Origin of the sequence: Kocuria sp. CNJ-770, from assembly GCF_001942375.1 — a bacterium.
GTDB lineage: Bacteria > Actinomycetota > Actinomycetes > Actinomycetales > Micrococcaceae > Kocuria > Kocuria oceani.
In genome coordinates, this window is record NZ_MKJW01000090.1 from 1 (window position 1) to 24,238 (window position 24,238).

A 24,238-nucleotide genomic window follows, 5' to 3' on the forward strand; every position below is an offset into this window, starting at 1 on the left:
GGACGGACGAACCTCTGGTATGGCAGTTGTACCGCCAGGTGCACCGCTGCTTCGCTACGTTCGGAAGAGATAACCGCTGAAAGCATCTAAGCGGGAAGCTCGCTTCGAGATGAGATTTCCAGACCCGCAAGGGTGAGAGGCCCCCAGCGAGACCACTGGGTTGATAGGCCGGAGGTGGAAGCACGAACCAACGACGTGTGCAGCCGACCGGTACTAATACGCCGACAACTTACCCCACACCCCACCCCCCACCCCGGGCCACCGGCACACGGGGGGCACCGGGGACACCGCAGAACACCGCGTCCACTATACGGCTCCCAACCAACAACCCCCGCCGGGGTCACGGTTGCACCAACCGCACAATTGCATCCACAGTCATCACTGTGACCAGATTTCCCCCCCACCCCGGCCCACCGGCCGGGACCGGCGGGGAGACAGAGTTACGGCGGTCATAGCGTGGGGGAAACGCCCGGTCCCATCCCGAACCCGGAAGCTAAGACCCACAGCGCCGATGGTACTGCACCCGCCAGGGTGTGGGAGAGTAGGACACCGCCGGACCACACCCAGGGTCGAGCCCCCGCACCACCCGGTGCGGGGGGCTCCCCACACCCCCCCACACCCCAGGCCCCCACCCACCGGTGCGGGGCCTTTTCTCATGGCTGCACGCGACGCAGGAGAAGCGCCCGACCGGCCTAGCATGAGCGCATGCACCTGCGGCCGACCACCCCCGAGGACCTCGAGGTGCTCCGCACCTGGGTCCCCACCGAGACCGACATGTTCCTGTGGTCCGGGCCAACCTTCGCCTGGCCGTTGGACCGCGCGCAGCTCGAGGCCTACCTGTCGGACGAGCGCCGGCTCTACTGGTCCGGTTCCGCGGCGATCGCGGGGCAGATGTCCGGGCACGGCTCCCTGCTGGTGGACGAAGCGGCAGGCAGGATGCGGCTGGGCTGCGTCGTCGTCGATCCGGCGCTGCGGGGGCACGGGCTGGGCCGTCGGTTCGTGACCGCCGCGGTGCACGAGGCGTTCCGGATCTCGGACCTGCCGGTGCTGACGCTGGGCGTCTACGCCCACAACGCCGTTGCACGGCGGCTCTACGGCAGTCTCGGTTTCCGCGAGACCGGTCTGGTGCGCGACACCAGGGTGGGTGAGCACATCTGGCACGTGCTCGATCTGGAGCGTCCGCGCGTCCTGTGACCGTCTCCCGCGTCACGGGCGCCGGGTGATCACCTCAGTGGGCCCGGTGGAGCTGTCGACGTGCGTGCTGTCCGGCGCGGTTCCATGGCCATCCGACGGCATGGCACCGGACAGGACGTCGCTGGGCAAGGCACCACTGTTCCGACCGGCACTGTTCCGATCGGCACGGGACCGGACGTCGTCGGCCCGATCGGCGCCGGAACCGCCTCGACGGAGCCGGAGGGCACCGGGGTCGGCCTCGACATTGGCCGGTGCGAGGGCGAGGACGACCAGCGCGACGCCGATGACGGTCAACCCGGTCCAGCCGAGACCCGACAGCCGCTCACCCACCACGAGCACGGCCAGCACGGCGGCGACAGCCGGTTCGGTGAGGGTGAGGGTGGTCGCCGTGCTCGGACGCACCCGGGTGAGGCCGAGGCCGAAGAGGAAGTAGCCCAGGAACATCGGCACCAGGGCCGTGTAGGCCGCGGCGGTGAACGCCTGCGCCGAGTGGAGCAGGGGCGCGCCGGTGAGCAGCAGGACGGGCATCAGGAGCGCTCCGCCGGCGCCGAAGACCGCGCCCATCGACGCCGCACGGCCCACCTCGTGGCCCATCAGCCGGTGCACCACCCACGAGTAGAGCGCATAGGTCGTGCCGGCGACCAGGCCGAGCCCGATGCTCGCCGCGGTGGCCGGAGCCGAGGCCGCCGAATCCCCGGCCCTCGCCACGCAGAGCATGCCGCTGCCCAGGATGCCCAGGAACGCGGCCAGCTTCCACCACCGGCTGAGCGGAAGGCGTTCGATCACCCGCTCCAGGACGCCGGAGGCGAGCGGCGCGGAGGCCAATGAGACCACCGTGCCGATCGCAACCCCGCCCAGGCGCATCGAGCTGTAGAACGCCAGAGGATAGATCGCCACCGCGACGGCGCCGAGCGCCACCAGGCCCGCGTGCGTCCGCAGCGCCTGCTGTGCGCGGCGCAGGGCGGGCAGGGCGATGGCGGCCTGCAGCAGACCGCCGATGCCCAGGGCGGCGGCGCCGATGGCCAGGGGCCCGGCCGCGGGGGCGAAGGTCGCGGCGGTCCCGGTCGTCCCCCACAGGACCGAGGTCACCAGGATCGCGGCGATGCCGCCGGCCCGGCCCCTCACCGGGCGGTCAGCAGGTCGGCGGCGATCGCGCGGGCCCGCAGAAGCCGGGCCGGCTCGCCCTCGAGCCCGGCCAGGGCCATGGAGCCCTCCAGCAGGAAGCTCAGGTGCTCCGCCAACCGATGGGCGGTGGCCGGGTCGGTCAGTTCGCCCAGCGGCTCGAGCAGGAGCTGCTCGACCTGCTCCTTGTGGCGGCGCACGGCGGTCCGCGCCGGGTCCGCGGCGGAGAGCTCGGCGGCCGCGTTGAGCAGCCCGCACCCGCGGAACTCGTGCTCGTAGGCGGCCGCCGCGTGGTCGGCGTAGGCGTCGAAGACCGCCAGGACGCGCTCCTGCGGGGTGCTGGTGTCCTGCACGCGGGCCCGGTACAGCTGGAGCCACTCCTCGTGGCGGGCCTCGACGTAGGCCTCGACCAGGGCCGCCTTGGAGGCGAAGTTGTTGTACAGGCTCATCTTGGCCACCCCCGCCGACGCGGTGATCGCGTCGATGCCGGTGGCGGCGATGCCGTCGGCGTAGAAGCGCGCGGCTGCGGCCTCAAGGATCCGCGACCGCGCGGATCCTTGACGACGGTCCACGGCGTGCTGGTCCGTGCTCATGGAACGACCTCCTCGGAGCTGGTTAGACCAGTCTACCTATTAGGGGTGCGGGGTGCGGGCGGGGCCGTCCGCAATTCGTGCCGGCGCCGGACGCTCCCGGGGGCGCATCCGGCCCTCCGAGGACCTACTCTGTCAACATGCTGATCACCACTGCGGCTCCGACCGCCCCTGTTGAGACCGCGCCGGAGGTCCTCCGATGAGCGGCGGTCTGATGGCCCTGCTGGACGACGTCGCCGCCCTGGCCCGCGTCACCGCCGCCTCCGTGGACGACATCGGCGCGGCCGCGGGCCGGGCGAGCATGAAGGCGGCCGGCGTCGTCGTCGACGACACCGCCGTGACCCCGCAGTACGTCCAGGACGTCACCCCGGCGCGCGAGCTGCCCATCATCTGGCGCATCACCAAGGGGTCGCTGCGCAACAAACTGATCTTCATCCTCCCGGCCATCCTGCTGCTGAGCCAGTTCGCGCCGTGGCTGCTGACCCCGATCCTCATGCTCGGCGGCAGCTACCTGTGCTTCGAGGGCGCCGAGAAGATCTGGGCCAAGGTCTCCGGCCACGGGCCCAAGACGAAGACGCCTGTGGTCGAGAAGGGCAAGAGCGCGGAGGACACGATGGTCGGCGGCGCGGTGCGCACCGACCTGATCCTCTCCGCCGAGATCATGGTGATCTCCCTCAACGAGGTCGCCGACGAGCCGCTGTTCTCCAGAGCGGCCATCCTCGTGGTGGTGGCCATCGGCATCACCGTCCTGGTCTACGGCGTGGTGGCCCTGATCATCCGGATGGACGACTTCGGTCTGCACCTGGCCGAGCGGTCCTCCCCGACCAGCCAGAAGATCGGCCACGGCTTGGTCAAGGGCATGCCCGGGCTGCTCGCGGTGATCTCGGTGGTGGGCACCGCCGCCATGCTCTGGGTGGGCGGGCACATCATCCTCGTCGGCCTCGACGAGCTGGGCTGGCACCCGCCCTACGAGGCCGTGCACCACGTCGAGGAGCTCGTGCACGGCGCCGTGCCCGGCGGGCTCGGCGCGGCGCTCGCCTGGCTCACGAACACCTTCTTCTCCGCGGTCCTCGGCCTCGTCTGGGGGGCCGTCCTGGTGCTGGTCTGGGAGCTGCTGCCCTTCGGCAAGGGGGAGCACGAGGCCGACCACGCCGCCCCCGGCCAGCACGAGTCCGAGCACGGCAGGCACGAGGACCACGGCGAGCACCACGGCAAGCACTCCACCGCGGCCACGGATGGCGGCGCCGCCCCGGACGGGTCCGGCCGGACGCCTCCGGGCGAGGGGGGTTCCTCGGCGGCCCGGTGACCGCGGCCGGCCGATCCCGGGAGCCCGACCTCCCGGGACGTGCCGGGGACATGCCGCCCAGCACGAGCACCCTCATGGCGATCCCTCCCGGACAGCCTCAGGCTTCCGGTCGGTGCGCACCTACCCCCACGGGTCGGCGTCGTCGGCGTCCTTGGAGCGGGCGTCGAGGTACTCCTGCAGGACGGCCGAACCCAGGTCCGCGGGATCCGGGGCGACCACCCGCCCGTCCACGCGCTCGGCCATCCGCAGCAGGAACCGCTCCAGCCCCGGGTCGTCGCCGAGCCGGAAGAACGTCGTCTGGGCGCCCAGGCGGCCCAGCCGGTCCAGCTCCTGGACGGTGGCGCGCAGGGTGGCGGGCTCGGCCGGCCAGGAGAACCAGCTCTCGCCGTCGGGCAGCAGGTGGGCCGTGGGCTCGCCGTCGGTGACGACGAGCAGCACGGGCTGGGCGGAGGGGTGCTTGCGGAAGAAGCGGGTGGCGAGCAGCAGCCCGTGGTGCAGGTTGGTGCCCTGCTCCCGCCGCGGCGGCAGGGACGTGAGCTCCTCGATCCGCAGGTCCCGGGCGTAGCGGCCGAACCCGATGAGCTGGAGCCGGTCCCCCCGGAACCGGGTCGAGACCAGGTGGTGCAGCGCCAGGGAGGTGCGCTTCATGGGCACCCAGCGTCCTTCGGCGGCCATCGAGAACGAGGTGTCCACGAGCAGCGCGACGGCGGCCTGGGTCCGCGCCTCGGTCTCGGCCACCTCGATGTCACGCACGTCGATCCGCAGTCCCCGCCCGGCGTCGCCGCCCTCGGCGACCGTCCGGGTGATGGCGTTGGTGAGGGTGCGGGTGACGTCCCAGGGCTCCGCGTCCCCGAACTGCCACTCCCGGGTGGCGCCGGTCGGCTCCCCGGCCGCGCCCGCCAGCCGGGTGTCCCGGGCGCCGGGCCGCCCGGAGAGCCGCTGGGCGGTGTCCCGCAGCAGCGACTTCCCGAGCCGCCGCACGGCCCGCGGCGAGAGGCGCAGGTCCCCGTCCTGGTCCCGCTGCAGATAGCCGCTCTCCCGCATGGCCCGCTCCAGCTCGGCGAGGGTCCGCGCGGACACTGCGGCGTCGTCGCCGAGCTGGCGGGCCAGCGCGTCGAGGTCGAGGTCGTCCAGGTTCGCGCCCTCGTGGTGCTGGGACAGCTCGTCGGCCAGCGCGTCGAGCTCGGCGATGTCCTGCAGCACCCCCGTGCCGTCGCCGAGACCCAGGCCCTCCCCGCCCTGGAAGCGCTCCGACCCGTTCCAATCCTCGCCGGGGCGCAGCGCCTGCAGGTTGGCGTCGAGCTGGCCCAGCTGCGCCATGAGGTCGGGGGAGCCGAACGCCTGGGCCGAGAGCTGCATCAGCTCCTGGCGCTGCTCGGGGGTCATGGAGTTCAGCATCCGCTGGGCCGCCGCCGAGCGCTGGGCCAGGGCGTCGATCAGCTCGTCGACCGATTGCGGGTCCTCCGGGAAGTGCTGGCCGTGCTTGGCCATGAAGTCCTGGAAGTCCTCGTCGGTGTCCTCGCCGCGCCCGTGCTTCTCCAGCAGCTCGTTGAGGTCGCGCAGCATCTCGGCCACCGCCTCCCGGTCGGCGTCGGTGGCGTTCTCCAGGGCCTGTTTCATGCCGGCGAAGCGCTGGTCCAGGATCTCGCGCCCGAGCAGGTCCTTGATCTGCTCGTAGGCCTCCCGCGCGGAGTCGGACTGCCAGTCGTAGGAGGCGAGCTCGCTGACCGCCGCGGCCGTGGAGCGGGGCAGCCCGTCCAGCTGCATCTCGCGGAAGGACCGGTCCATCGGGTCCATCCGGGCGTCGCGCAGGAACTGCTCCCGCTCCAGGCGCAGGGCCTTCTCCAGCAGCTGCTTCGCCTCGTCGAGCGTGCCGCCCAGGCGGTGCTGCTTCAGCAGGTCGCGCCGCCGCTGGTGCACGCGCCGGGACAGGTCGTCGAGACCCTCCCGGCCGCGTCCGCCCCGGCGGAGGAACTCCCGCATCGCCTCCTCCGGCGAGTACCCCGCCATGACGTCCTCCGAGACGGCCGCCAGCGCCTCCGAGAGGTCCACCGGCGGGGCCAGTGGGTCCGGCCCTCCGGCGTACCGTCCGTACCGCGATGACCGGTGGTGTGCGGGCATGACGCCCCCTAACGTGTCGTGGCGCTGACGCGGCGAGCGGTCAGCCGTAGATGGTGCCGTCCTCGTCGGAGTCCTTGGAGATCTTCTGGGCCAGGAACAGCCCCTCGAGGGCCAGCTCGACGGCGCTGGCGCGCTGTCCGGCGCTGGTGGCCCCGAGCCGGGCCGCGATCTGGTCGTAGACCGCGCCGTCCCCGTCGGACTCCGGCAGCTCGGGCAGAGCGGCGAGGAAGTCCCGGGCCGAGACGTCGTCGCCGGTGGAGACCGTGGTGCGGCCGTCGAAGGCCTCCACGACCGGGCCGAGGTCCAGGCCGCGGAAGCGGTCCCGGACGGTCTCGGCGGTCGCCCGGCGCAGCAGGTGGTCGAGGATCGCGCGCTCGCGGCCCTCCTCGCCGGACTCGAACTCGATCTTGCCGCCCAGGACGTCGGTGGCCGTCTCGATGTCGACCATGCGCGCGACGGCGTCGTCCTCGCGGCGCACCGTGGCCCGCCGCAGGGCCGCCGCCGCGACCGTCTCCGCGCCCGCGATGGCGAACCGGGCCGAGACCCCCGAGCGCTGGTCGACGGCGGAGGAGTCCCGCAGCAGGCGGGTGAAGCGGGCCAGGATCTCGAGGATCGTCTCGGGGACCTCCGCGACCAGCTCCGCCTCCTGGCGGATGACGGCGATCTCGTCCGCCAGCTCCAGCGGGTAGTGGGTGCGGATCTCGGCGCCGAACCGGTCCTTGAGCGGGGTGATGATCCGGCCCCGGTTCGTGTAGTCCTCGGGGTTGGCCGTGGCCACCACCAGCACGTCCAGCGGCAGCCGCAGGACGTACCCGCGGATCTGGATGTCCCGCTCCTCCATCACGTTGAGCATGGCCACCTGGATGCGCTCGGCGAGGTCGGGCAGCTCGTTGATCGCCACGATGCCGCGGTGGGCGCGCGGCACGAGCCCGTAGTGGATGGTCTCCGGGTCCCCGAGCCGGCGTCCCTCGGCCACGCGCATCGGGTCCACGTCACCGATCAGGTCGGCCACGGAGGTGTCCGGGGTCGCGAGCTTCTCCACATAGCGCTCCGAGCGGTGCCGCCACACGACGGGCAGCTCGTCGCCCTCGAGCAGCACGCGCCGCCGGGACTCCTCCGTCAGGGGCTCCTCGGGGTGCTCGTTGAGCTCCGAGCCCTCGATGGCGGGCGACCACTCGTCGAGCAGACCGGCGAGCGTGCGCAGCAGCCGCGTCTTGCCCTGACCGCGCTCGCCGAGCAGCACGACGTCGTGGCCGGCCAGCAGCGCCCGCTCCAGCTGGGGCAGGACCGTGCGCCCGAGCCCGTGCAGGCCCGGCCAGGGATCACCGCCCTCCGCCAGCGTCCTCAGCAGGTTCTCGCGGATCTCCTGGCGCAGCGGCCGGGGGGAGTGTCCGGCCGCGCGCAGCTCGCCGAGCGTCCGGATGTCGGGTCGATCTGTCCGATCAGTCACAGCGCCACATTAACCCCGGCGTCAAGAGGGCCGGTGCCGAGAGGACCGGAGTCCGCGGCCGCAGACCCTCTGGTCAGCGCCGCCCTGATCGGTACGCTGGTACATCATGGCAACGCGGAAGAGGCCCCGGAGCACGCTCGTGCTGCTCGTGCGCCACGGCGAGACGCCCACCACCGGCAAGGTCCTGCCGGGGCGGGCGCCGGGCCTGCACCTGTCCGACCACGGCCGCGCCCAGGCCGAGCAGGTCGCCGAGCGGCTCGCGGGGGTGCCCGTCGACGCGGTGCTCACGTCCCCCCTCGAGCGCACCCGGGAGACGGCGGAGCCCACCGAGGCCCGGACCGGCCGGGCGGCCGTCGTGGACCCCGGGCTGCTCGAGTGCGACTTCGGGGAGTGGACCGGGGCGGAGCTCTCCCGGCTGTCCCGGCTCTCGGCCTGGTCCACGGTCCAGCGCGCGCCGTCGACCTTCCGCTTCCCCGGCGGGGAGAGCTTCCCCGAGATGCAGGCCCGGATGGTGGGCGCCGTCGACCGGGCCCGCGCCGAGCACGAGGGCGGGGTCGTGGTGTGCTTCTCGCACGCGGACCCCATCAAGGCGGCCCTCGCGCACGCCCTCGGGACGCACCTGGACCTCTTCCAGCGGATCGTGGTCAGCCCGTGCTCGGTCTCGGCGATCTCCTACGCGCCGGGGCAGGCACCGGCCGTGCTCACGCTCAACTCCACCCACGAACCGCTGAGCGGGCTGAGGGTCTCGTGAGCAGGTCCCGGTGAGCGAGCTCGCTCTGCTCGCGGAGGGGCGGATGGAGCTGCTCGGGATGATCCGGGGCAGCAGCAACTCCGCGCTGCTCGTGCAGGTGTGCCTGGAGGACCGTTCCGCCTGGGCCGTCTACAAGCCGCGGGAGGGGGAGCGGCCGCTGGTCGACTTCCCCCCGGGGCTGCACCGGCGGGAGCGCGCCGCGTACCTGCTCAGCGAGATCCTGGGCTGGGGGATCGTCCCGCCCACCGTGCTGCGCGAGGACGGGCCGTTCGGCGTCGGCTCCCTGCAGCTGTTCGTGGAGCACGATCCGCTGGCGCACTACTTCACCCTGTACGACGGCGTCCCCGGCAGCCACGAGGCGCTGCGCCGGATCGCCCTCTTCGACGTCGTGGCGAACAACGCCGACCGCAAGGGCGGGCACGTGCTGCGCGGGACCGACGGCCGGGTGTGGGGGATCGACCACGGCCTGTGCTTCGCGGCCGGCTACAAGCTGCGCACGGTGGTGTGGGACTTCGGCGGCGACCCGGTCCCCGAGGGCCTGCTGGCGGCCCTCGCCCCCCTGGCGGAGTCCGTCCCGGACGAGCTGGCCGACCTGCTCACCGCCCCGGAGGCCGCCGCGCTCCGGCAGCGGGTGTGCCGGCTGCTGGAGCGTCCGGTCCTGCCCGTCGACGTCACGGGGCGCCGGGTCCCCTGGCCGCTGCTCTAGGATCCCGGATCCTGCCGGTGTCCCGTGCCGCCGCGGCGCGGTGGCACGGGACGCCTAGCGGCGCAGCGTCTCGACCGGGCTCTCGCCGTAGACCTGCCGGTGGCGGCGGGCGAAGTCCCCGGAGTGCACCATCCCCCAGCGCAGGGCGATGGCCCGGACCGTGTCGCCTGCCTCGGGGTCCGCCTGCAGGAGGTCCTGGTGGGCCGCCGCGAGCCGCAGCTCGCGGAGACAGCCCCCCGGCGTCGTCCCGGTGTGGGAGCGGAAGGCGCGGGTGAGCTCGATCGTGCTCAGGCCTGCGTGGCGGGCGACGTCCTCCACGGTGATCGGCGAGGACAGCTGCGCCCGCATGTACTCCACGGCACGCCGGTAGGCGGACTGCCGGTCGGTGGTCGAGGTGCGACGGGTGCGCGGGTCGCCGAGGAGGGCGAAGGTCTCCAGGGTCGCCACCGACATCTTCCGGAGCAGGTCGGTGCGCAGCAGGGGGACGGCGGCGACGGCGGGGTCGGTCAGGGCCTGTGACACGAACTCGTGGGTGCTGCGCCAGTACCGCGCGCGCCCCGGGGAGACCGGGTGCGGGCCGTCGAAGGCCACCTCGAGCGACTCGTCGCCGTGGACGTCCCGGGCCGTGCGGCGCAGGGTCTCCGGGCCGAGGTTCACCGAGGCGACCGACAGCCGGTCCACCTCGCCGTAGTACTCCTGTCCCGGCTGGAGCAGGAACAGGCCCGGTCCGCCTCCGGCCCGCCCGTCGATCCGCCAGCTGACTCCTCCGGCGCGCGGCAGCATGACCGAGAAGGCGCCGTCGACGACCATGTGCCCGGCGATCCTGCCGCGGAAGGTGAGCTGCCCCAGGTTGAGGTCGGAGTCGCCGTCCACGTCCTGGCTGTACAGGAAGGACGTCCGGTCCCGGACCGTGCCCATCCGCGCGCGGGAGTAGACCTGCTGGAGCGCCTCGTTGGCCGTGTCGGGATCGGTGGTCGCGAGGTGCAGGCTCACCGGTGTGGCGGGTGTCATCCTCTGGTCCTCTCGTGGGGTCAGGTGCGCAGCGTGACGGCCGGGGATCGCCCGTACCGGTCCCGGTAGGCGGCGGCGAAGCGCCCGCGGTGGGTGAAGCCCCACCGCGCGGCGACGACCTCCACGGTCGCCCCGGTGCTGGGGTCGGCGGCGACCAGGTCCCGGTGGGCGGCGTCCAGCCGGGCGGCGCGCAGATGGGCGGTCGGGGTGGTGTCCAGTTCGCGCCGGAAGGCCGCCTGGAGCCCGCGCACGCTCATCCCGGCGGCCGCGGCGATCTCGGCGAGGCCGATGTCCGCGTCCACGTGCTCGTCGATGTAGGCCACCGCGCGCCGGAGCCCCGCCGGAGCGGCGCGGGACTGCCCGGGCAGGGCCTGGCTCCGGTCGAGGAACGAGCCGGGGAAGGTGTGCAGCAGCGCGGTGGTGAGGGAGCGGGTGAGCTCGGCCCGGAGGAGCGGGCTGGTCAGCGCCTCGTCGTCGGCCAGCAGGTTCCGGCCGAGGTGGGCGACGGTGCCCAGCCAGTACCGGGACATGGCCGCGGAGACCGGGCGGGACCCGGCGAAGGCGAGCCGGAAGGTCTCGTCCCCGAGCAGCCCCCGTGCGTGGGCCTCCGCCACCGCGGGGTCCACGGCCACCGTCATGGCCTCGATGTCCTCCCACCAGCTGGTGTACGTGCGCTGGGGGAACAGGAAGGGCCCGGTCCGCGGAAAGCGGTCGCCGGCGCTGACGGCGCTGACGGCACCCTGCGTCACGTGGCACACCCGCAGCACCCCGGCCCCGTCCGTGCGCCCGGTCGTGGAGGAGCCCATGAGCCGGACCCGCTCGTAGCTCACCGGGCCCACCGCGGTCTCGGACAGGTCCATCGAGAACCGGCCGTCCCGGTCCCTGCGCACGTCCCGGATGGCGAAGACCTCGTCGAGCACGGCGACGCCCTCGGCCGGGTCCCGGGTGCTGAACACGGAACGCCGCACCTGGCAGTTCATGCCTGAAACGCTACGCCTCGGCGCGCGCCGCGTCGACCGTTCCGCGCGCGGGAACCCGTCCTGCTCTCAGCCGCGCAGAGTGGCGGCGGGATTCTCGCCGAAGCGGTCCCGGTAGGCGGCGGCGAAGCGCCCGGGATGGCTGAAGCCCCACCGGCCGGCGACCTCCGCCACGGTGGCGCCGGCCCCGGGGTCCGTGGTCAGCAGCTCGGCGCGCACCGCCTCGAGGCGCAGCGTGCGCAGGTGGGCCAGGGGGGTGGTGGACAGCTCCCGGCGGAAGGCCGCCTGCAGTCCTCGCGGGCTCATCCGGGCCGCACGGGCGATCTCGCCCAGGCCGATGTCCTCCGCGGCGTGCTCCTCCATGAACGACACCGCCCGGCGCACTCCGGCGGGCGCCGCACGCTCCGGCTCGGGCACGGCCGAGCGCTCGAGGAAGCTGTTCGGGAACGCGTGCAGCACCGCGGTGGCCAGGGCCCGGAACGTCTCGGCGCGCACGAGCGGGCTGGCCATGGCCTGCTCGTTGCCCAACTGGTGCTGCCCCAGGGCGGTCACGGACCCGGCCAGGTACCTGGCCATGGCGGGGCTGACCGGTTCGGCGGCCGTGAAGCGCAGGCGGAAGTCCTCGGCGTCCAGCAGGCCGGCCGCGTGCGCCTCCACGGCGGCCAGGTCCAGGGAGAGCGTCAGCAGGTCCAGTTCGTCCCACCGGCAGCTGTAGGAACGCACCGGGAAGAGGAACGGGCTGGGGCCGGCCGCGGTGGACGTGGCGTCCGTGAAGGCGAGCCGGCCGCCCAGCACCCGTGCGACGCGCAGGGTGCCCGGGGCGTCGATCAGGGCCGCGGCGGGCGCGCCGCTGAGGCGCACCCGCTCCAGGCTCAGCCGCTCCACCGCCCCCAGGGCCTGGTGCATGGAGAAGGGGTTGCCCGGGGACACCCGGACCCGGGCGGCATAGACGCGCTCGAGGACCTCGACGCCCTCCGACGGGTCGTGGGAGACGAACCGGAGCTTGCGCACGGCCGGTCGCCGGTGCGCCGTCTCGTCCGCCCCCCACGCGCGGCGGGACACGGGCGCGGAGGTGACGTCCGGTGGGATCGAAACCTGCGCGTCGGGGGCGGGACGAGGCATGGAGGAGTCCTTCGGGTGCGGCGAACGCTCCGGCCGTCTGCTTGACCTGCCGGTGTGGAGCGGTCCCGCGCTGCGTTCTGCAGCCCGGGGCCGGGTGCACCGGTGCACTGTTCAGTGTAGTCACCACGACCCGCGCACCGCCGGACACCGAATCACGCGCAGGGCCTCATACCTCTGGCCAGAGGGGGCGCGCGCGATCTACTCTTGTCAAGAGACATTGCGTTTTTCGAACTAAGGTGCGCCCAGCGTGCCGTCATGATCCGACATCTCGCGGCCGGACCGTCCGCGGAGATCCGGGGCGGCTGCCGTCCCGGGGCTCTGCACGACGAGTGAGGAGGGCGTCTTGACCATTCCACAGCCTGCCGGTGCGAACCGGGCGGCGCAGGTGGTCCTGCGCCCGGCCCGGGTCTCCGACATGTTCCTGCTCATGGACCTCGCCGACCAGGTGGGGTACAGCCTCAACCCCGAGTGGATCCGCACGCGACTCCGGGCCGAGCCCGCGACCGAGGACCACGTGGTCGCCACGCTCCACGACATCCCGGTCGGGGCCGCGCACGTCTACCTGTCCCCGCGGCAGACGCCCGAGGACGCGGTGCGGGCGAGCGTCACGGCGCTGGTCGTGGACGAGGAGCACCGGGACGAGCGGATCGGGTCCCGTCTGCTGGACCGGTGCGAGGAACTGGCCCGGCAGATGGGGGCGCACACCTTGGAGATCGTCATCCCCTCCCGGCGCCACGAGGACCTGCACGGGTTCTGGCAGCGCCACGGCTACGCCCGTGACGGCTCCTCGCCCTTCGCCAAAGTGCTCGGCGCCCGCCCGTGAGGGCATGCCCTCGGGGAGGGCTCAGCCGCGGGTGATGCGGGCGAGCGCTGTGCGCACCGACCGGGTGCCGTACGGTCCCCGCCGGGCCGCCGCACCGGCTGCGCGCTCCGGGTGCAGCCCGAGGCCGAGCTCCGGGTGGAGCCCCAGCAGGGCGGCGCGGACCTCCGGGTCCGCGGCCGGGCGGGTCCGCGTCCTGCGGGCGGTGTAGCGGGTGCCGGGCCACTGCCACCGGGACACCGCGATCCGCGCCAGCCGCCGCGCGCCCGGGCCGGCGGCGAGCCGGGTCCGGGCCTCGGCGGTGAAGAACGCGAGGTGGCGTTCCTTGAGCCGCACCACGGCCCCGGTCGTGGCGGCCAGCCGCGGTTCGGCCGCCCCCAGCCGGCGGTAGGACTCGGCGAGCACCGCGGTGTCGAGCCGGCTGGTGAGCATCTGGGCGGCGGTGGTCTCGGCGCCCAGGAGGTTGCTGGCGATTGCGCCGAGCACCGGGCCGAGGCGCTCGTCCCGGGCGCGGCGCAGGCGCCCGAGGGCTGTGGCCCGGTCCTGCCCGGCGGCGCGGCCGTTGGCGGCCAGGACCGCTCCCAGGGTCTGGACGAGCCAGTGCTGCTCGTAGGCCCAGGTGGTGAGGAAGGCCGTCACCCTCGACTCCGCATGGGTGGGGGTCACCAGGAAGTCCCGCATGCGGTGCAGCAGGGCGCGCTCGGCGGCCTCCAGGCGGGTGAGCGCCTCCAGGGTGGCCGGGTCCAGGTCGCCCAGGGCGGGCAGGTCGAGGTCGGTGGGGCGCACCTGGAGCGGGTCGCGCATGTAGGCGCGCACGTCGAACCCGGTCGGGTCGCTCACGCCGGCACGCCCCGGGCGTCCAGGGCGTCGGCGACCACGGTGAGCCCCTCCATCCCGGGCAGCTTGGCGATCTGCCGGTCGATGGCCTCGATCTCCTTGCGCCCCTCGGGCCCGGCGAAGAGATGGGTCATCACGTGGGTGACCTCCTCCTCGGGCGAGACGCCGGAGCCGACCGGCTGCCACGCGGTGCGCAGCGCCAGGCGCGCCAGCTTCTGCGCCCGCGGGTTGTCCTGCAGCCGGGCCCGGGCCTGGGTGGTGTAGAAGGCGATGTGCTTGGTCTCCTGCGCGGCGATGCGCCGGACCAGCGGGGCGAGCACGGGGTGGTCCTCCAGCGCGGCCAGCCGCCGGTAGCCGGCGGCGGCCGAGCGCTCGTTCACCGCGCCCCAGAGCATGTGCACGGCGACGAAGTCCGTGCCCACGATGTTGGACAGCAGCGACTGCTTCACCGGGCTGATCCGGTCCCGCCAGCCCAGCTTCACGCGCTTGGCCTTGACCTCGTCGAAGGTCACGGTGATCCCGTGCAGGTCCAGGACGTGGGCGAGGGCCTCGCCGTGCCAGAACTCCTCGTGGTTCCAGATGGTCATGAAGGTGGCGACCTCGGGGTCCCGGCGGGACGGGCTGACGAGCATGTCCCGCAGGTAGCAGACGGTGTGGAACTCGACGTCGCACATGTAGCGCAGGGTGCGCAGCGTCTCCGGGGGCAGCGGGTCCTCGCGGAACGCGTCGAGCCCGAGGTCCTCCCAGTGCACGCTGGTGGACTCGTGGGCGAAGCGGTCGATGTCGAAGGCCATGACATCACTTCCTCTGGTCGTGGGGGCGGTCTCGTGGAAGTATTCGGAGCCGGTGGCGCAGCGGATGGGTGGCCGGCACCCCGGCCCGGCCGGGGGCGTGACGACGGCGGGGCCGGGTCCGCTCCGGCGGCCCGCCGGGGCGGTGGACCGTAGGCTCGTCAGCACGCCGCCCGGCCGTGCACCGGACCCGTGCACAGCATCGACAACCGTGAGGTGAGAACGTGGTGAGCAGTCCCCGGACGATCGTCTTCGACGTCAACGAGACCCTGTCGGACATGGCCCCGCTGGGGGAGGCCTTCGCCGCGGCCGGCGCCCCCGCCCACCTGGCGCAGGTCTGGTTCGCCGGCATCCTCCGCGACGGCTTCGCCGTCACGGCCGCCGGCGGCAACGCGGGCTTCGCCGAGATCGCCCAGGACAGCCTCGTGCGCCTGCTGGCGGAGGCCGGCGACGGGGCGGACGAGGCCGCCGCGGGCTCGATCCTGTCCGCGCTCAGGAGCCTGGAGGTGCACCCCGACGTCGTCGCCGGGATCGAGGCCCTGAGCCCGCTGGCCGAGCTGGTCACGCTGAGCAACGGTTCCGCGAGCGTGGCCGAGGGCCTGCTCGGCCGGGCCGGGGTCCGGGAGCGCTTCCGGACCCTGCTCAGCGTCGACGACGCCCCGGCCTGGAAGCCGGCCCGGTCCGCCTACGCCTACGCCGCGGCGCAGTGCGGCCGCCCGGCCGAGCAGATGCTGCTGGTCGCCGTGCACCCGTGGGACGTCCACGGGGCGCACGAGGCGGGACTGCGGACGGCGTGGCTCAACCGCACCGGAGCCCAGTACCCGGGCTACTTCGCCCAGCCGGACCTCGAGGTGGCCGACCTCCCGTCCCTGGCCGCGCAGCTGGGCGGCTCCCCGGCCTGATCCGCGGTGCCGCGACCCGCCGCACCGCGCCGGCCGCCTGGACGCCGTCGTCGCCCGGGTCCTTGCCGCGCGGCGGCCGCCGGCGTAGCTTGGGGCCATGTTCTCGTCCTGATGCCCCGGCCCGCGTCCGCGGCCGGCACCGTCGATCCGAGCCCGTGCGGCTCCGCGCATCCGGTGCCGCACCGGCCCGGCGGGCCCCGCTCCCGCATCGACAGGACCCCACCATGGCCTCGGCCCCGCACCGCCCCCTGCACCTGCGCCTGGACGGCGTCGCCTTCGGCTTTCCCGGCCGCCGCGTCCTCACCGACGTCTCCCTGACCGTTCCGGCCGGTGGGCACATCGGCCTCATCGGCGAGAACGGCGCCGGCAAGACCACCCTGCTGCACCTGGCCGCCGGTCTGCTGGTGCCCGCCGCCGGCACCGTCCACCGCCCCGAGCGCACCGGGCTGCTCCGGCAGCAGCTGGACCTGCCCGGGCGGGTCACGGTGGGGACGGTGGTCGAGGACGCCGTCGCCGACGTCCGCGCCCTGGAGCACCGCCTCGCCGCGCTCGCCGCCGGGATCGCCCAGGACCCCGGCGACCCCGCGACCGCCGACGCCTACGACACCGTCCTGCGCGACGCGGAACGCCAGGGCCTCTGGGCCCTCGACGCCCGGATCGAGGCGGTCCTCGGCGGCCTGGGCCTCGGCGGGCTGCCCCGGGACCGCCGGATCGGGGAGGCCTCCGGCGGCCAGCAGCGGCGGCTCGCCCTCGCCGCGCTGCTGCTGTCCCGGCCCACGGCCCTGCTGCTCGACGAGCCGACCAACCACCTCGACGACGCCGCCGTGGACTTCCTCGTGGCCGAGCTGGCCGCCTGGCGGGGGCCCGTGCTCATGGCCAGCCACGACCGCTGGTTCCTGGACGCCGCCGCCACCGGGGTGGTCGACCTCGACCCCGCGCTGGGCCCGGACGAGTCCGCCGGCGGCCCGGCCCGGCAGGGCACCGTGTCCACCGGCGGCTACTCGGCCTACCTGGACCGGCGCGAGTCCGCCCGCCGCCGCTGGGGCGAGCGCTTCACGGCCCAGCAGGAGGAGCGGCAGCGGCTGCAGGAGGTCGTCGACGTCTCCGGGCGGGAGATCTTCCACACCACCGCTCCCAAGTCCGAGGGCCGCATCACGCGCAAGTTCTACAGCGACCGCGCCGCCAAGACCATCGGCGGCCGGGTCCGCTCGGCCCGCCAGCGGCTCGATGCGCTCGAGCGCACCGCCGTCGGCGCGCCGCCGGCCCCGCTGCGCTTCGCGGGGATCGCCGGGACCGCGGACGACGACGCCGCCGGCACCCTGCTCCGGCTGAGCGGGGCGGCCGTCGCGGGGCGGCTGGCCCCGACCGACCTGGTGCTGCACGCCGGGGACCGGGTGCTGGTCCAGGGCCCGAACGGCACGGGGAAGTCCACGCTGCTCTCCGTGCTGGCGGGCGAGCTGCGCCCCGACGCGGGCACCGTGGAACGTCGGGGCGGCGCCGTCGTCGGGCGCCTGGCCCAGGAGGACGACTGGCCGGACCTCGCGGTGCCCGCCGAGGCGGCCTGCCGCGCCCGCCTGCGGGACCCCGTCCGCGCCCCGACCCTGCGCGACCTCGGGCTGCTGCGGGACGAGGACGCCGCCCGCCCCCTCGGGGAGCTGTCCCCCGGCCAGCGCCGCCGGGTGGCGCTCGCGGCCCTGGTCGCCGATCCCGCCCCGCTGCTGCTGCTGGACGAGCCGACCAACCACCTGTCCCTGGCGCTGGCGGAGGAGCTCGAGCAGGCCCTGGAGGACTTCCCGGGCACCGTGGTGCTGGCCACCCACGACCGGTGGATCCGGCGGCGCTGGACCGGCCGGGTGCTCTCGGTGCGGCCCGCCGCGGCGGACAGGTCCGCGGTGGGGCGCGGGGCGACCCTTGAGGGTGTTCGGAAGCTGGCTTAGTGTTGGGGTCCGTCGACAACCCACGGAGGAGGAGACATGGCCGCAGCAGCGGACAGGAACTGGTGGCGGAAGGTGCTGGTGATCGCGACCCTGCCGTTCGCGGCGCTGGGCGTCACCGGGTGCGACAACACGGAGCCGGGAGGCGAGGAGAGCATCGAGCAGGAGGCCACCACCGGGACCGAGGAGACCGCCGGCACCCAGGAGACCGCCGAGAGCGAGGAGACCGCCGGCAGCGGGGAGACCATCGGCGAGGAGGAGAGCACGCCGGAGGAGGAGAGCGCCACGGAGGGCGAGCTGCCCTACGAGGACGGCCAGCAGGAGGAGGGACAGGGCGGGAACTGACCCCGCCGGGGCCCTGCTCCGCTCCGCTCGGCTCCGCGTGGGCGCGAGTGCGCCGTGCCCGCCCTGATCGACCGCCGTCCGGTCCAGCCCCACAAGAGGGGGCAGGGCCGGACGGCGCGCTCCTGCGGGGACCGGCGACCCCCCAGCGCGCGGCGGCACCGCACGTCAGCGCGGGGGCACGGGTCCGCCCCGCCGCGGCGCCGACCGGTGACCACGGGTGCCCGGCGTCGTCGCAGGCGGGTCACGGACGAGCACACGGTTCCGGTCGGCCGCCCCGCGGGGTCAGGATGAGGCCATCCCCGGCACGGGCGATCGGGGGGACTCCGGCCGAGGCCGCCCGCCGGGGCCGCTCGCCGGTCCGTGCCGCTCGTCCTGACGGTCGTGCGCCGCGGACGGGCCGGACGCGAAAGGACCGCCGTGACCACACCACTCGTTCCCGAACTGCCCGAGGTGCCCGGGACCGCGCGCCGCGCCTCCGACCGGGGGGCGGGGCGCCACCGTGCGCCCGACCGCACGATCGAACGGGCCGCCGTGCTCGCCCTGCTGGCGCTCCTCGTGCTCGCCCTGGTCCTGGCCGCGTCCACCCGGGTCGCGCCGGTCGTGCCGCTGGTCACCGCGACAGCCCTGCTGCTCGTGGCCGTCGCCGCGCTCGGGCGGGACACCGCGGCCGACCGCCCGGCGCCGCCGGTCCGCCCGGCGGCGGACGGCGCGACGTGCGGGCTCGAGGACCGCTCCGACGTCCTGCGCTGCCACCGGCCGGCCGGTCACCCCGGTCCTCACCGCGACGAGCGGGCCGACCAGGCGTTCGAGGACACGCTCGCCGCCCACATCGGCGACGCCGGGGCCTACTACCTCGACCGGCAGGGCCGCCCGGTGCCGATCGGCGACGCCTTCTGAGCAACGCGTTCCGCCCGTCACGTCCTGCAGGAGGACTTTCCGGCGAGGTCGTGTCCGAATCGTGTCCGTCATCTTCCCGCCACGTCGGCCGTGCCCGCTGACCTGCGCCTACGTTGGGGATGTCGTACAGACACGGGGTTCGACGGGCGTCCGGGGGGACGCCGCGAGCCGGCACCAGTCGCGAAGCGGTCCCCGCTTCTCCACCGGATGGGACAGAACCATGAGAAGAACCACCAGGGCAGTCACGGCCGCCGTCTTCGCGGCGGGAGTCGGCCTCGCCGCCGCCGCACCGGCGCAGGCGATGGTGATCTCCGACATCAGCGACGCCACGCGGATCGCCGAGGGGGCGGCCGTCCAGGGCACCTACACGGTCTCCTGCACCGCGGGCAGCAACGTCTTCGTCTCCCTGAGCGTGACCCAGCGGGTCTCCGAGGGTCGCATCGCCAACGGCAGCTATTTCGAGCAGTGGGTCTGTGAGGGCGGCGAGATCGAGATGGACTACCAGGCCGTGGCCTTCAACATGGCCTTCGACGAGGGGCCGGCCGTCATCTCCGGGTTCATCCAGGAGTGCCAGGCCGAGTTCTGCGGGACCGGCACCAACCTGCCGCTGCAGGTCATCGAGATCAGGGACTGACCGCGGCCCGGCCCCGCTCCGCGTCGACCCCCGCGCCGGCGAGGGGCGGGGCCGCCCGCCGAGCGCACTCCGGGCACCGGGGCCCGGGAACTCTGCCCGAAAGTCCACTGCCCGGTCCCCGTCCCCCGACCTAGAGTCGAGCGCATCGACCGCACCGCCGTTTCCCCCCGCCCCCCGCAGTGGACCGACGACCGCGCCGTGCCCGTCCTCCAGGAGGAGGTCCTCACGAGGCAGCCGGCGCGGATCGACGCCGTGAGCGGGGCCGACCACGCCGTGCGGGGCTACCGCTCCGCCTTCCGGGAGCTCGTGGACCGGGCCCGGTCATGAGCGCCCCCGCCGTCGAGCTGCGCCGCCCCAAGGGCCGGCGGCACCTCCACCGGGAGCGGATCTGGGGCACCACGGTGACCGTCGACGTCCGCGCCGGGGAGGACGCCCTGCCGGCCGAGCGCGTCGTGCAGCACGCCCTGGACGTGGCCGTGGCCAACATGGGCTGGGTCGACGCCGTCTTCTCGACCTACCGGCCCGACTCCCTGGTGACCGCCCTGCGGACCGGTCTGCTCGACGAGCGCCGGCTCACCCGGGGCGACCCGGCGCAGGGGGCCCTGCTCGACGTGCTCCTCCGCTGCCGGGAGGGGCGGCTGCTGACCGGCGGCTGCTTCGACCCCTGGGCCGTGCGCGGCGGCTTCGACCCCTCCGGCTACGTCAAGGCCTGGGCCGCGGAGCGGCTCGCCGACGACCTGGTCCGCGCCGGCTGCGCGAACGTGTGCATCGACGCCGGCGGGGACGTGGTCACCCGCGGGGTCGCGGCACCCGGGGAGCCCTGGGCGGTGGGGATCCGCCACCCGGACGATCCCGGCGCGCTCTCGTGGACCGTCCTGCCCGGCGACGGGGCGGTCTCGACCTCCGGGACCTACGAACGGCCCGCCCACATCGTCGACCCCCGCACCGGTCGGCCCGCGGCCGGGGCCCGCTCCGCGACCGTCGTCGGCCCGGACGCGCGCCTGGCCGGGATCCTGGCCACGGCCCTCGTGGTGGCCGGCCGGGACGGGGCCCGCTGGTTCACCGGCCTGGACGAGTGGTCCGCGTGGGTGGTGGACCCCGCTCCCGCGGACACCGCGTGGACGATCGGCCGGGACCGGCACCGGACCGGCTGAGTCCCGCCGCGCGCCCGCGGTCGCTAGGGTGGACGCGGTGAGCATCGACCTCGACACCACTGCGGCCATCGTCCCCGTCGCCGCCCGCTCCGGCATGGTCCGGGTCCGCGGGGCCTCCGAGCACAACCTGCGCCACGTGGACGTGGACATCCCGCGCGACGCGATCGTCGCCTTCACCGGCGTCTCCGGCTCCGGGAAGTCCTCCCTGGCCTTCGGCACCGTCTACGCCGAGGCCCAGCGGCGCTACCTGGAGTCCGTCGCGCCCTACGCCCGGCGCCTGATCCAGCAGGGGCACAACCCCGCCGTGGAGGAGATCACCGGTCTCCCGCCCGCCGTGGCCCTCCAGCAGCGGCGCGGCGCCCCCAGCTCCCGCTCCACGGTGGGCACCCTGACCACGCTGTCCAACTCGGTGCGCATGCTCTTCTCCCGGGCGGGCACCTACCCCGAAGGCGCCGAGGGCAGCCTGGACTCCGACGCCTTCTCGCCCAACACCGCCGCCGGCGCGTGTCCCGAGTGCTCCGGCCTGGGCACCGTGCACGACGTCACCGAGTCCTCCCTGGTCCCGGACCCCGGGCTGAGCATCCGCGAGGGCGCGGTGGCCGCCTGGCCCGGCGCGTGGCAGGGCAAGAACCTGCGGGACATCCTCGTGCACCTGGGCCACGACGTCGACGTCCCGTGGCAGGAGCTGCCCCGGGACGTCCGGGACTGGATCCTGTTCACCGAGGAGCAGCCGGTCGTGGAGATCACCCCGCAGCGGGACCGCGTGGCGAAGCCCTACAAAGGCCGGTTCTGGAGCGCCCGCAGCCACGTCCTGCACACCCTGGCGGACTCCGCGAGCCCGCAGATGCGCGAGCGCGCCCTGCGCTTCGTGGTCACCGGCCCGTGCCGGGTGTGCGGTGGCGCCGGCCTGCGCCCGGAGGCGCTCGCCGTGACCTTCGGGGGCCGGACCATCGCAGAGTTCAACGGGGCGACCCTGGCCGAGCTGGCCGAGGCGGTGCGCCCGACGGCCGGGCTGGAGCAGGCCGGGACCGCCTCGCGCGCGGTGACCTCCGGGGAGCGCAGCCAGGCGGCCGTCACCATCGCCCGGGACCTGCTCGCCCGGCTGGAGGTGCTCCTCGGCCTGGGTCTGGGCTACCTGAGCCTGGACCGGTCCACCCCCACGCTCTCCCCGGGGGAGATGCAGCGGCTGCGCATCGCCACCCAGCTGAGGTCGGGACTGTTCGGGGTGGTCTACGTGCTCGACGAGCCCTCCGCGGGCCTGCATCCGGCCGACGCCGAGCCGCTGCTGGCGGTGCTGGAGGAGCTGAAGGCCTCCGGCAACTCGGTGTTCGTGGTGGAGCACGACATGGCCGTGGTCCGCCGGGCCGACTGGGTCGTGGACGTGGGCCCGCAGGCCGGGGACCGGGGCGGCTCGGTGCTCTACAGCGGTCCCGTGCCGGGGCTGGCCGAGGTCCCCGCGTCCGTCACCCGCCCGTTCCTGTTCCCGGACCCGGCGGCCGCCGCACCGGCGCCCGCCGCCCGGCGGCCCGAGCGGTGGCTTCAGCTGCGCGGGGTGAGCCGCCACAACCTCGTCGACCTCGACGCCGAGATCCCCCTGGGCGTGCTCACCGCCGTCACCGGGTCTCCGGCTCGGGCAAGTCCACCCTGGTCAGCCAGGTCCTGGCCGAGACCGCGGGCCGGCACCTGCACGGCGGGCCGGGGTCCACGGGCGACGACGAGGCGGCGCCCGCCCCCGGGGCGCGGGTGGGCTCCGCCGAGGGCCTGGAGCACCTGGACCGGCTGATCCGCGTGGACCAGCGGCCCATCGGCCGCACCCCGCGCTCCAACCTGGCCACCTACACCGGGCTCTTCGACGCGGTCCGGAAGCTCTACGCCGCCACCGACGAGGCCCGGGCCCGGGGCTACGGGGCCGGGCGGTTCTCCTTCAACGTGGCCGGCGGGCGGTGCGAGACCTGCCAGGGGGAGGGCTTCCTCGCCGTGGAGCTGCTCTTCCTGCCCGGCACCTACGGCCCCTGCCCCGACTGCCGGGGCGCGCGCTACAACCCCGAGACGCTGGAGGTCACCCACCGGGGCCGGAGCATCGCCGACGTGCTGGGCATGCGGGTGGAGACGGCCGCGGAGTTCCTCGCCGACGTCCCGGCCGCCGCGCGCAGCCTGCGCGCCCTGCTCGACGTGGGCCTCGGCTACCTGCGGCTGGGCCAGCCGGCCACCGAGCTCTCCGGCGGCGAGGCCCAGCGGATCAAGCTGGCCACGGAGCTGCAGCGGGCCCGGCGCGGGCACACCCTCTACCTCCTGGACGAGCCCACCACCGGGCTGCACCCCCAGGACGTGCAGGCGCTGCTGGGCCAGCTGAACCGGCTCGTGGACGCGGGCAACACCGTGGTGGTGGTGGAGCACGCCATGGACGTGGTGGCGTCGTCGGACTGGGTGATCGACATGGGCCCGTCCGGCGGCGAGGCCGGCGGGCGGATCCTCTGCGCCGGCACCCCCGCCGAGGTCGCGGCGTGCCCGTCGAGCCGCACCGCCCCCTACCTGGCCGCAGCCCTGCGCTGACCCGGTCCCTCCTCCAGCCACCTCGGCGGGGGAGGGGGCCGGAACGGCGCAGCCCCCGCGCGCCGGTCGGCGGGCGGGGGCTGGGGGGCTGCCGGGGATCAGTTCTGCTGGTCCTTCTGGTCCTGCTGGCCGGTGCCGAGGAAGTCCCCGGCCTTCTCCTGGCCCTGGTCCACCTGGCTCTCGTACTTGTTGCCGGTGCGCTCGTCCACGGCGTCGCCGCCGCGGTCGATGCCCTGCTGCACCTTGTCCGGGTGCTGCTCCGCGAAGTCCTTCGCCTTGTCCGCGAATCCTCCCATGTCCACCACGGTCGTTCCCTTCGTCGATCGGTTCCGGTGGGGGCGCGCCCGCCGGAGGGACCCTCCCATCCTGGCCTCCGGGCGGGGGCCCTGGCCACCCCGCGCCGAGATCGCGGCTCACGGCGACGCGACCGTGCCCGGTCGCCGCCCCGGGCAATCTCGCGGGCAGTGGCGGGCAGCGGAGGGGTAGAGGGGGTCAGCGGGCGTGGCGGGTGGCGTGCAGGGTCCGCACCTCCGGGGCCAGGTCGGGGCACGGGCCGTCCACCGGCACGTCCGGGGCCACCTGGGAGATCGGCAGCGCCGCGACCGGGGCGGGCGGGACGCCGAGCTCCTGCAGCCACCGGACCAGCTGCGCGGAGGAGGAGGCGTGGACGATGCGGCCCAGCCCCACCCAGGCGTGCGCGGCCGAGCACATGGGGCAGTGCTCGCCCGAGGTGTAGACCGTGGCCGCGGAGCGCTCTCCCGGGGCGAGGTGAGCGGCTGCCCAGCGGGCGATCTCGAACTCGGGATGCCGGGTGGCGTCACCGCCGGCCACCCGGTTGCGGTCCTCGAACAGCACCTCGCCTCGCGCCGAGACGAGCACCGAGCCGAACGGCTCGTCCCCGGCGTCGAGGGCCTCGCGGGCCAGTTCCACACAGCGTCGCAGGTGCCCGCGGTCGGTCTCGGAGATGCCCATGGGCTCAGCCTACGAGTCGTCCGGTCCGCCCGCCGGCAGGACCGGGGCG

General features: G+C 74.6%; 23 protein-coding genes, 2 rRNA genes and 1 pseudogene. 15 read left to right on the plus strand and 11 right to left on the minus strand.

The window, feature by feature from the left end:
• The 3 genes from BJF77_RS08755 to BJF77_RS08765 all read left to right on the plus strand — a co-directional run.
• Positions 1–237 (plus strand): 23S ribosomal RNA (locus tag BJF77_RS08755); the annotation flags it as partial.
• 204 nt (positions 238–441) lie between these two features.
• Positions 442–558: ribosomal RNA gene (gene rrf / locus BJF77_RS08760) — 5S ribosomal RNA — on the plus strand.
• Between the two features lie 147 nt (positions 559–705).
• Positions 706–1,194: a GNAT family N-acetyltransferase gene (locus BJF77_RS08765; protein ID WP_075871905.1), complete on the plus strand. Its 489-nt coding sequence runs from the start codon at positions 706–708 to the stop codon at positions 1,192–1,194.
• Between the two features lie 12 nt (positions 1,195–1,206).
• On the opposite strand, the gene BJF77_RS08770 is transcribed toward BJF77_RS08765, so the two are convergent.
• Together BJF77_RS08770 and BJF77_RS08775 are read right to left on the minus strand one after the other, a co-directional pair.
• Entirely contained in the window at positions 1,207–2,319 is a 1,113-nt protein-coding gene (locus tag BJF77_RS08770; RefSeq protein WP_083665042.1) for an EamA family transporter, read from the minus strand.
• The gene (locus tag BJF77_RS08775; RefSeq protein WP_075871906.1) at positions 2,316–2,909 is read right to left on the minus strand and encodes a TetR/AcrR family transcriptional regulator; all 594 of its coding nucleotides are present in this window, start codon (positions 2,907–2,909) and stop codon (positions 2,316–2,318) included. Before BJF77_RS08775 ends, BJF77_RS08770 begins: the two co-directional genes overlap by 4 nt.
• Positions 2,910–3,105: 196 nt before the next feature.
• On the opposite strand from BJF77_RS08775, the gene BJF77_RS08780 reads away from it, so the two are divergent.
• Complete coding sequence (locus BJF77_RS08780; RefSeq protein ID WP_075871907.1) at positions 3,106–4,212, plus strand: DUF808 domain-containing protein; 1,107 nt, start codon at positions 3,106–3,108, stop codon at positions 4,210–4,212.
• A 120-nt stretch (positions 4,213–4,332) separates the two neighbouring features.
• On the opposite strand, the gene BJF77_RS08785 is transcribed toward BJF77_RS08780, so the two are convergent.
• Together BJF77_RS08785 and BJF77_RS08790 are read right to left on the minus strand one after the other, a co-directional pair.
• Positions 4,333–6,333: a VWA domain-containing protein gene (locus BJF77_RS08785; protein WP_075871908.1), complete on the minus strand. Its 2,001-nt coding sequence runs from the start codon at positions 6,331–6,333 to the stop codon at positions 4,333–4,335.
• Between the two features lie 40 nt (positions 6,334–6,373).
• On the minus strand, positions 6,374–7,783 hold the full coding sequence (locus BJF77_RS08790) for a sigma 54-interacting transcriptional regulator (RefSeq protein ID WP_075871909.1): 1,410 nt from the start codon (positions 7,781–7,783) through the stop codon (positions 6,374–6,376).
• Positions 7,784–7,889: 106 nt separating this feature from the next.
• Between BJF77_RS08790 and BJF77_RS08795 the strand changes: the two genes are divergently transcribed.
• Positions 7,890–8,534: an MSMEG_4193 family putative phosphomutase gene (locus tag BJF77_RS08795; protein ID WP_047803813.1), complete on the plus strand. Its 645-nt coding sequence runs from the start codon at positions 7,890–7,892 to the stop codon at positions 8,532–8,534.
• 10 nt (positions 8,535–8,544) lie between these two features.
• Entirely contained in the window at positions 8,545–9,240 is a 696-nt protein-coding gene (locus BJF77_RS08800; protein WP_238986049.1) for an SCO1664 family protein, read from the plus strand.
• Positions 9,241–9,294: 54 nt separating this feature from the next.
• Here BJF77_RS08800 and BJF77_RS08805 read toward each other — a convergent pair whose 3' ends face one another.
• From BJF77_RS08805 to BJF77_RS08815, 3 genes are all read right to left on the minus strand, one after another.
• On the minus strand, positions 9,295–10,251 hold the full coding sequence (locus tag BJF77_RS08805) for a helix-turn-helix transcriptional regulator (RefSeq protein ID WP_075871910.1): 957 nt from the start codon (positions 10,249–10,251) through the stop codon (positions 9,295–9,297).
• Between the two features lie 20 nt (positions 10,252–10,271).
• Complete coding sequence (locus tag BJF77_RS08810; protein WP_083665043.1) at positions 10,272–11,231, minus strand: AraC family transcriptional regulator; 960 nt, start codon at positions 11,229–11,231, stop codon at positions 10,272–10,274.
• A 66-nt stretch (positions 11,232–11,297) separates the two neighbouring features.
• A complete protein-coding gene (locus BJF77_RS08815; RefSeq protein WP_075871912.1) occupies positions 11,298–12,350 on the minus strand; it encodes a helix-turn-helix domain-containing protein in 1,053 nt (350 codons plus the stop codon).
• Between the two features lie 343 nt (positions 12,351–12,693).
• On the opposite strand from BJF77_RS08815, the gene BJF77_RS08820 reads away from it, so the two are divergent.
• Entirely contained in the window at positions 12,694–13,173 is a 480-nt protein-coding gene (locus BJF77_RS08820; protein ID WP_053004950.1) for a GNAT family N-acetyltransferase, read from the plus strand.
• Between the two features lie 21 nt (positions 13,174–13,194).
• Here the strand turns inward: BJF77_RS08820 and BJF77_RS08825 are convergent, their stop codons facing one another.
• Both BJF77_RS08825 and BJF77_RS08830 read right to left on the minus strand, forming a co-directional pair.
• Complete coding sequence (locus BJF77_RS08825) at positions 13,195–14,010, minus strand: hypothetical protein (protein WP_075871913.1); 816 nt, start codon at positions 14,008–14,010, stop codon at positions 13,195–13,197.
• On the minus strand, positions 14,007–14,801 hold the full coding sequence (locus BJF77_RS08830; protein ID WP_047803811.1) for a ferritin-like domain-containing protein: 795 nt from the start codon (positions 14,799–14,801) through the stop codon (positions 14,007–14,009). Before BJF77_RS08830 ends, BJF77_RS08825 begins: the two co-directional genes overlap by 4 nt.
• A 224-nt stretch (positions 14,802–15,025) precedes the next feature.
• Between BJF77_RS08830 and BJF77_RS08835 the strand changes: the two genes are divergently transcribed.
• The 8 genes and pseudogenes from BJF77_RS08835 (at position 15,026) to uvrA (ending at position 23,217) form a co-directional block, all read left to right on the plus strand.
• Positions 15,026–15,700, plus strand: coding sequence for a haloacid dehalogenase type II (locus tag BJF77_RS08835; RefSeq protein WP_053004955.1), 675 nt, complete (start codon positions 15,026–15,028; stop codon positions 15,698–15,700).
• Between the two features lie 224 nt (positions 15,701–15,924).
• On the plus strand, positions 15,925–17,637 hold the full coding sequence (locus BJF77_RS08840; protein ID WP_075871914.1) for an ABC-F family ATP-binding cassette domain-containing protein: 1,713 nt from the start codon (positions 15,925–15,927) through the stop codon (positions 17,635–17,637).
• Between the two features lie 36 nt (positions 17,638–17,673).
• Positions 17,674–17,979, plus strand: a complete 306-nt coding sequence (locus BJF77_RS08845; protein ID WP_075871915.1) for a hypothetical protein — start codon at positions 17,674–17,676, stop codon at positions 17,977–17,979.
• Between the two features lie 417 nt (positions 17,980–18,396).
• On the plus strand, positions 18,397–18,876 hold the full coding sequence (locus BJF77_RS08850) for a hypothetical protein (protein WP_075871916.1): 480 nt from the start codon (positions 18,397–18,399) through the stop codon (positions 18,874–18,876).
• Positions 18,877–19,096: 220 nt separating this feature from the next.
• On the plus strand, positions 19,097–19,510 hold the full coding sequence (locus tag BJF77_RS08855; protein WP_139318492.1) for a hypothetical protein: 414 nt from the start codon (positions 19,097–19,099) through the stop codon (positions 19,508–19,510).
• A gap of 198 nt (positions 19,511–19,708) precedes the next feature.
• Positions 19,709–19,837, plus strand: a complete 129-nt coding sequence (locus BJF77_RS21590; protein ID WP_255396193.1) for a hypothetical protein — start codon at positions 19,709–19,711, stop codon at positions 19,835–19,837.
• On the plus strand, positions 19,834–20,664 hold the full coding sequence (locus tag BJF77_RS08860; RefSeq protein ID WP_075871917.1) for an FAD:protein FMN transferase: 831 nt from the start codon (positions 19,834–19,836) through the stop codon (positions 20,662–20,664). Before BJF77_RS21590 ends, BJF77_RS08860 begins: the two co-directional genes overlap by 4 nt.
• A 94-nt stretch (positions 20,665–20,758) precedes the next feature.
• Positions 20,759–23,217, plus strand: a pseudogene (gene uvrA, locus BJF77_RS08865) (excinuclease ABC subunit UvrA).
• A 98-nt stretch (positions 23,218–23,315) separates the two neighbouring features.
• Here the strand turns inward: uvrA and BJF77_RS08870 are convergent.
• Positions 23,316–23,513, minus strand: a complete 198-nt coding sequence (locus BJF77_RS08870) for an antitoxin (protein WP_047803830.1) — start codon at positions 23,511–23,513, stop codon at positions 23,316–23,318.
• A gap of 196 nt (positions 23,514–23,709) precedes the next feature.
• Positions 23,710–24,189 (minus strand): nucleoside deaminase, encoded by a 480-nt coding sequence (locus tag BJF77_RS08875; protein WP_075871918.1) that lies wholly within the window; start codon positions 24,187–24,189, stop codon positions 23,710–23,712.
• Positions 24,190–24,238: the final 49 nt, after the last annotated feature.

Coding starts and splice junctions, on each gene's coding strand:
- BJF77_RS08765 (WP_075871905.1), top strand. CDS start 706: ATGCACCTGCGGCCGACCACCCCCGAGGACCTCGAGGTGCTCCGCACC.
- BJF77_RS08775 (WP_075871906.1), bottom strand. CDS start 2,909: ATGAGCACGGACCAGCACGCCGTGGACCGTCGTCAAGGATCCGCGCGG.
- BJF77_RS08780 (WP_075871907.1), top strand. CDS start 3,106: ATGAGCGGCGGTCTGATGGCCCTGCTGGACGACGTCGCCGCCCTGGCC.
- BJF77_RS08785 (WP_075871908.1), bottom strand. CDS start 6,333: ATGCCCGCACACCACCGGTCATCGCGGTACGGACGGTACGCCGGAGGG.
- BJF77_RS08795 (WP_047803813.1), top strand. CDS start 7,890: ATGGCAACGCGGAAGAGGCCCCGGAGCACGCTCGTGCTGCTCGTGCGC.
- BJF77_RS08805 (WP_075871910.1), bottom strand. CDS start 10,251: ATGACACCCGCCACACCGGTGAGCCTGCACCTCGCGACCACCGATCCC.
- BJF77_RS08810 (WP_083665043.1), bottom strand. CDS start 11,231: ATGAACTGCCAGGTGCGGCGTTCCGTGTTCAGCACCCGGGACCCGGCC.
- BJF77_RS08815 (WP_075871912.1), bottom strand. CDS start 12,350: ATGCCTCGTCCCGCCCCCGACGCGCAGGTTTCGATCCCACCGGACGTC.
- BJF77_RS08830 (WP_047803811.1), bottom strand. CDS start 14,801: ATGGCCTTCGACATCGACCGCTTCGCCCACGAGTCCACCAGCGTGCAC.
- BJF77_RS08840 (WP_075871914.1), top strand. CDS start 15,925: ATGGCCTCGGCCCCGCACCGCCCCCTGCACCTGCGCCTGGACGGCGTC.
- BJF77_RS08845 (WP_075871915.1), top strand. CDS start 17,674: ATGGCCGCAGCAGCGGACAGGAACTGGTGGCGGAAGGTGCTGGTGATC.
- BJF77_RS08855 (WP_139318492.1), top strand. CDS start 19,097: ATGAGAAGAACCACCAGGGCAGTCACGGCCGCCGTCTTCGCGGCGGGA.
- BJF77_RS08860 (WP_075871917.1), top strand. CDS start 19,834: ATGAGCGCCCCCGCCGTCGAGCTGCGCCGCCCCAAGGGCCGGCGGCAC.
- BJF77_RS08870 (WP_047803830.1), bottom strand. CDS start 23,513: ATGGGAGGATTCGCGGACAAGGCGAAGGACTTCGCGGAGCAGCACCCG.
- BJF77_RS08875 (WP_075871918.1), bottom strand. CDS start 24,189: ATGGGCATCTCCGAGACCGACCGCGGGCACCTGCGACGCTGTGTGGAA.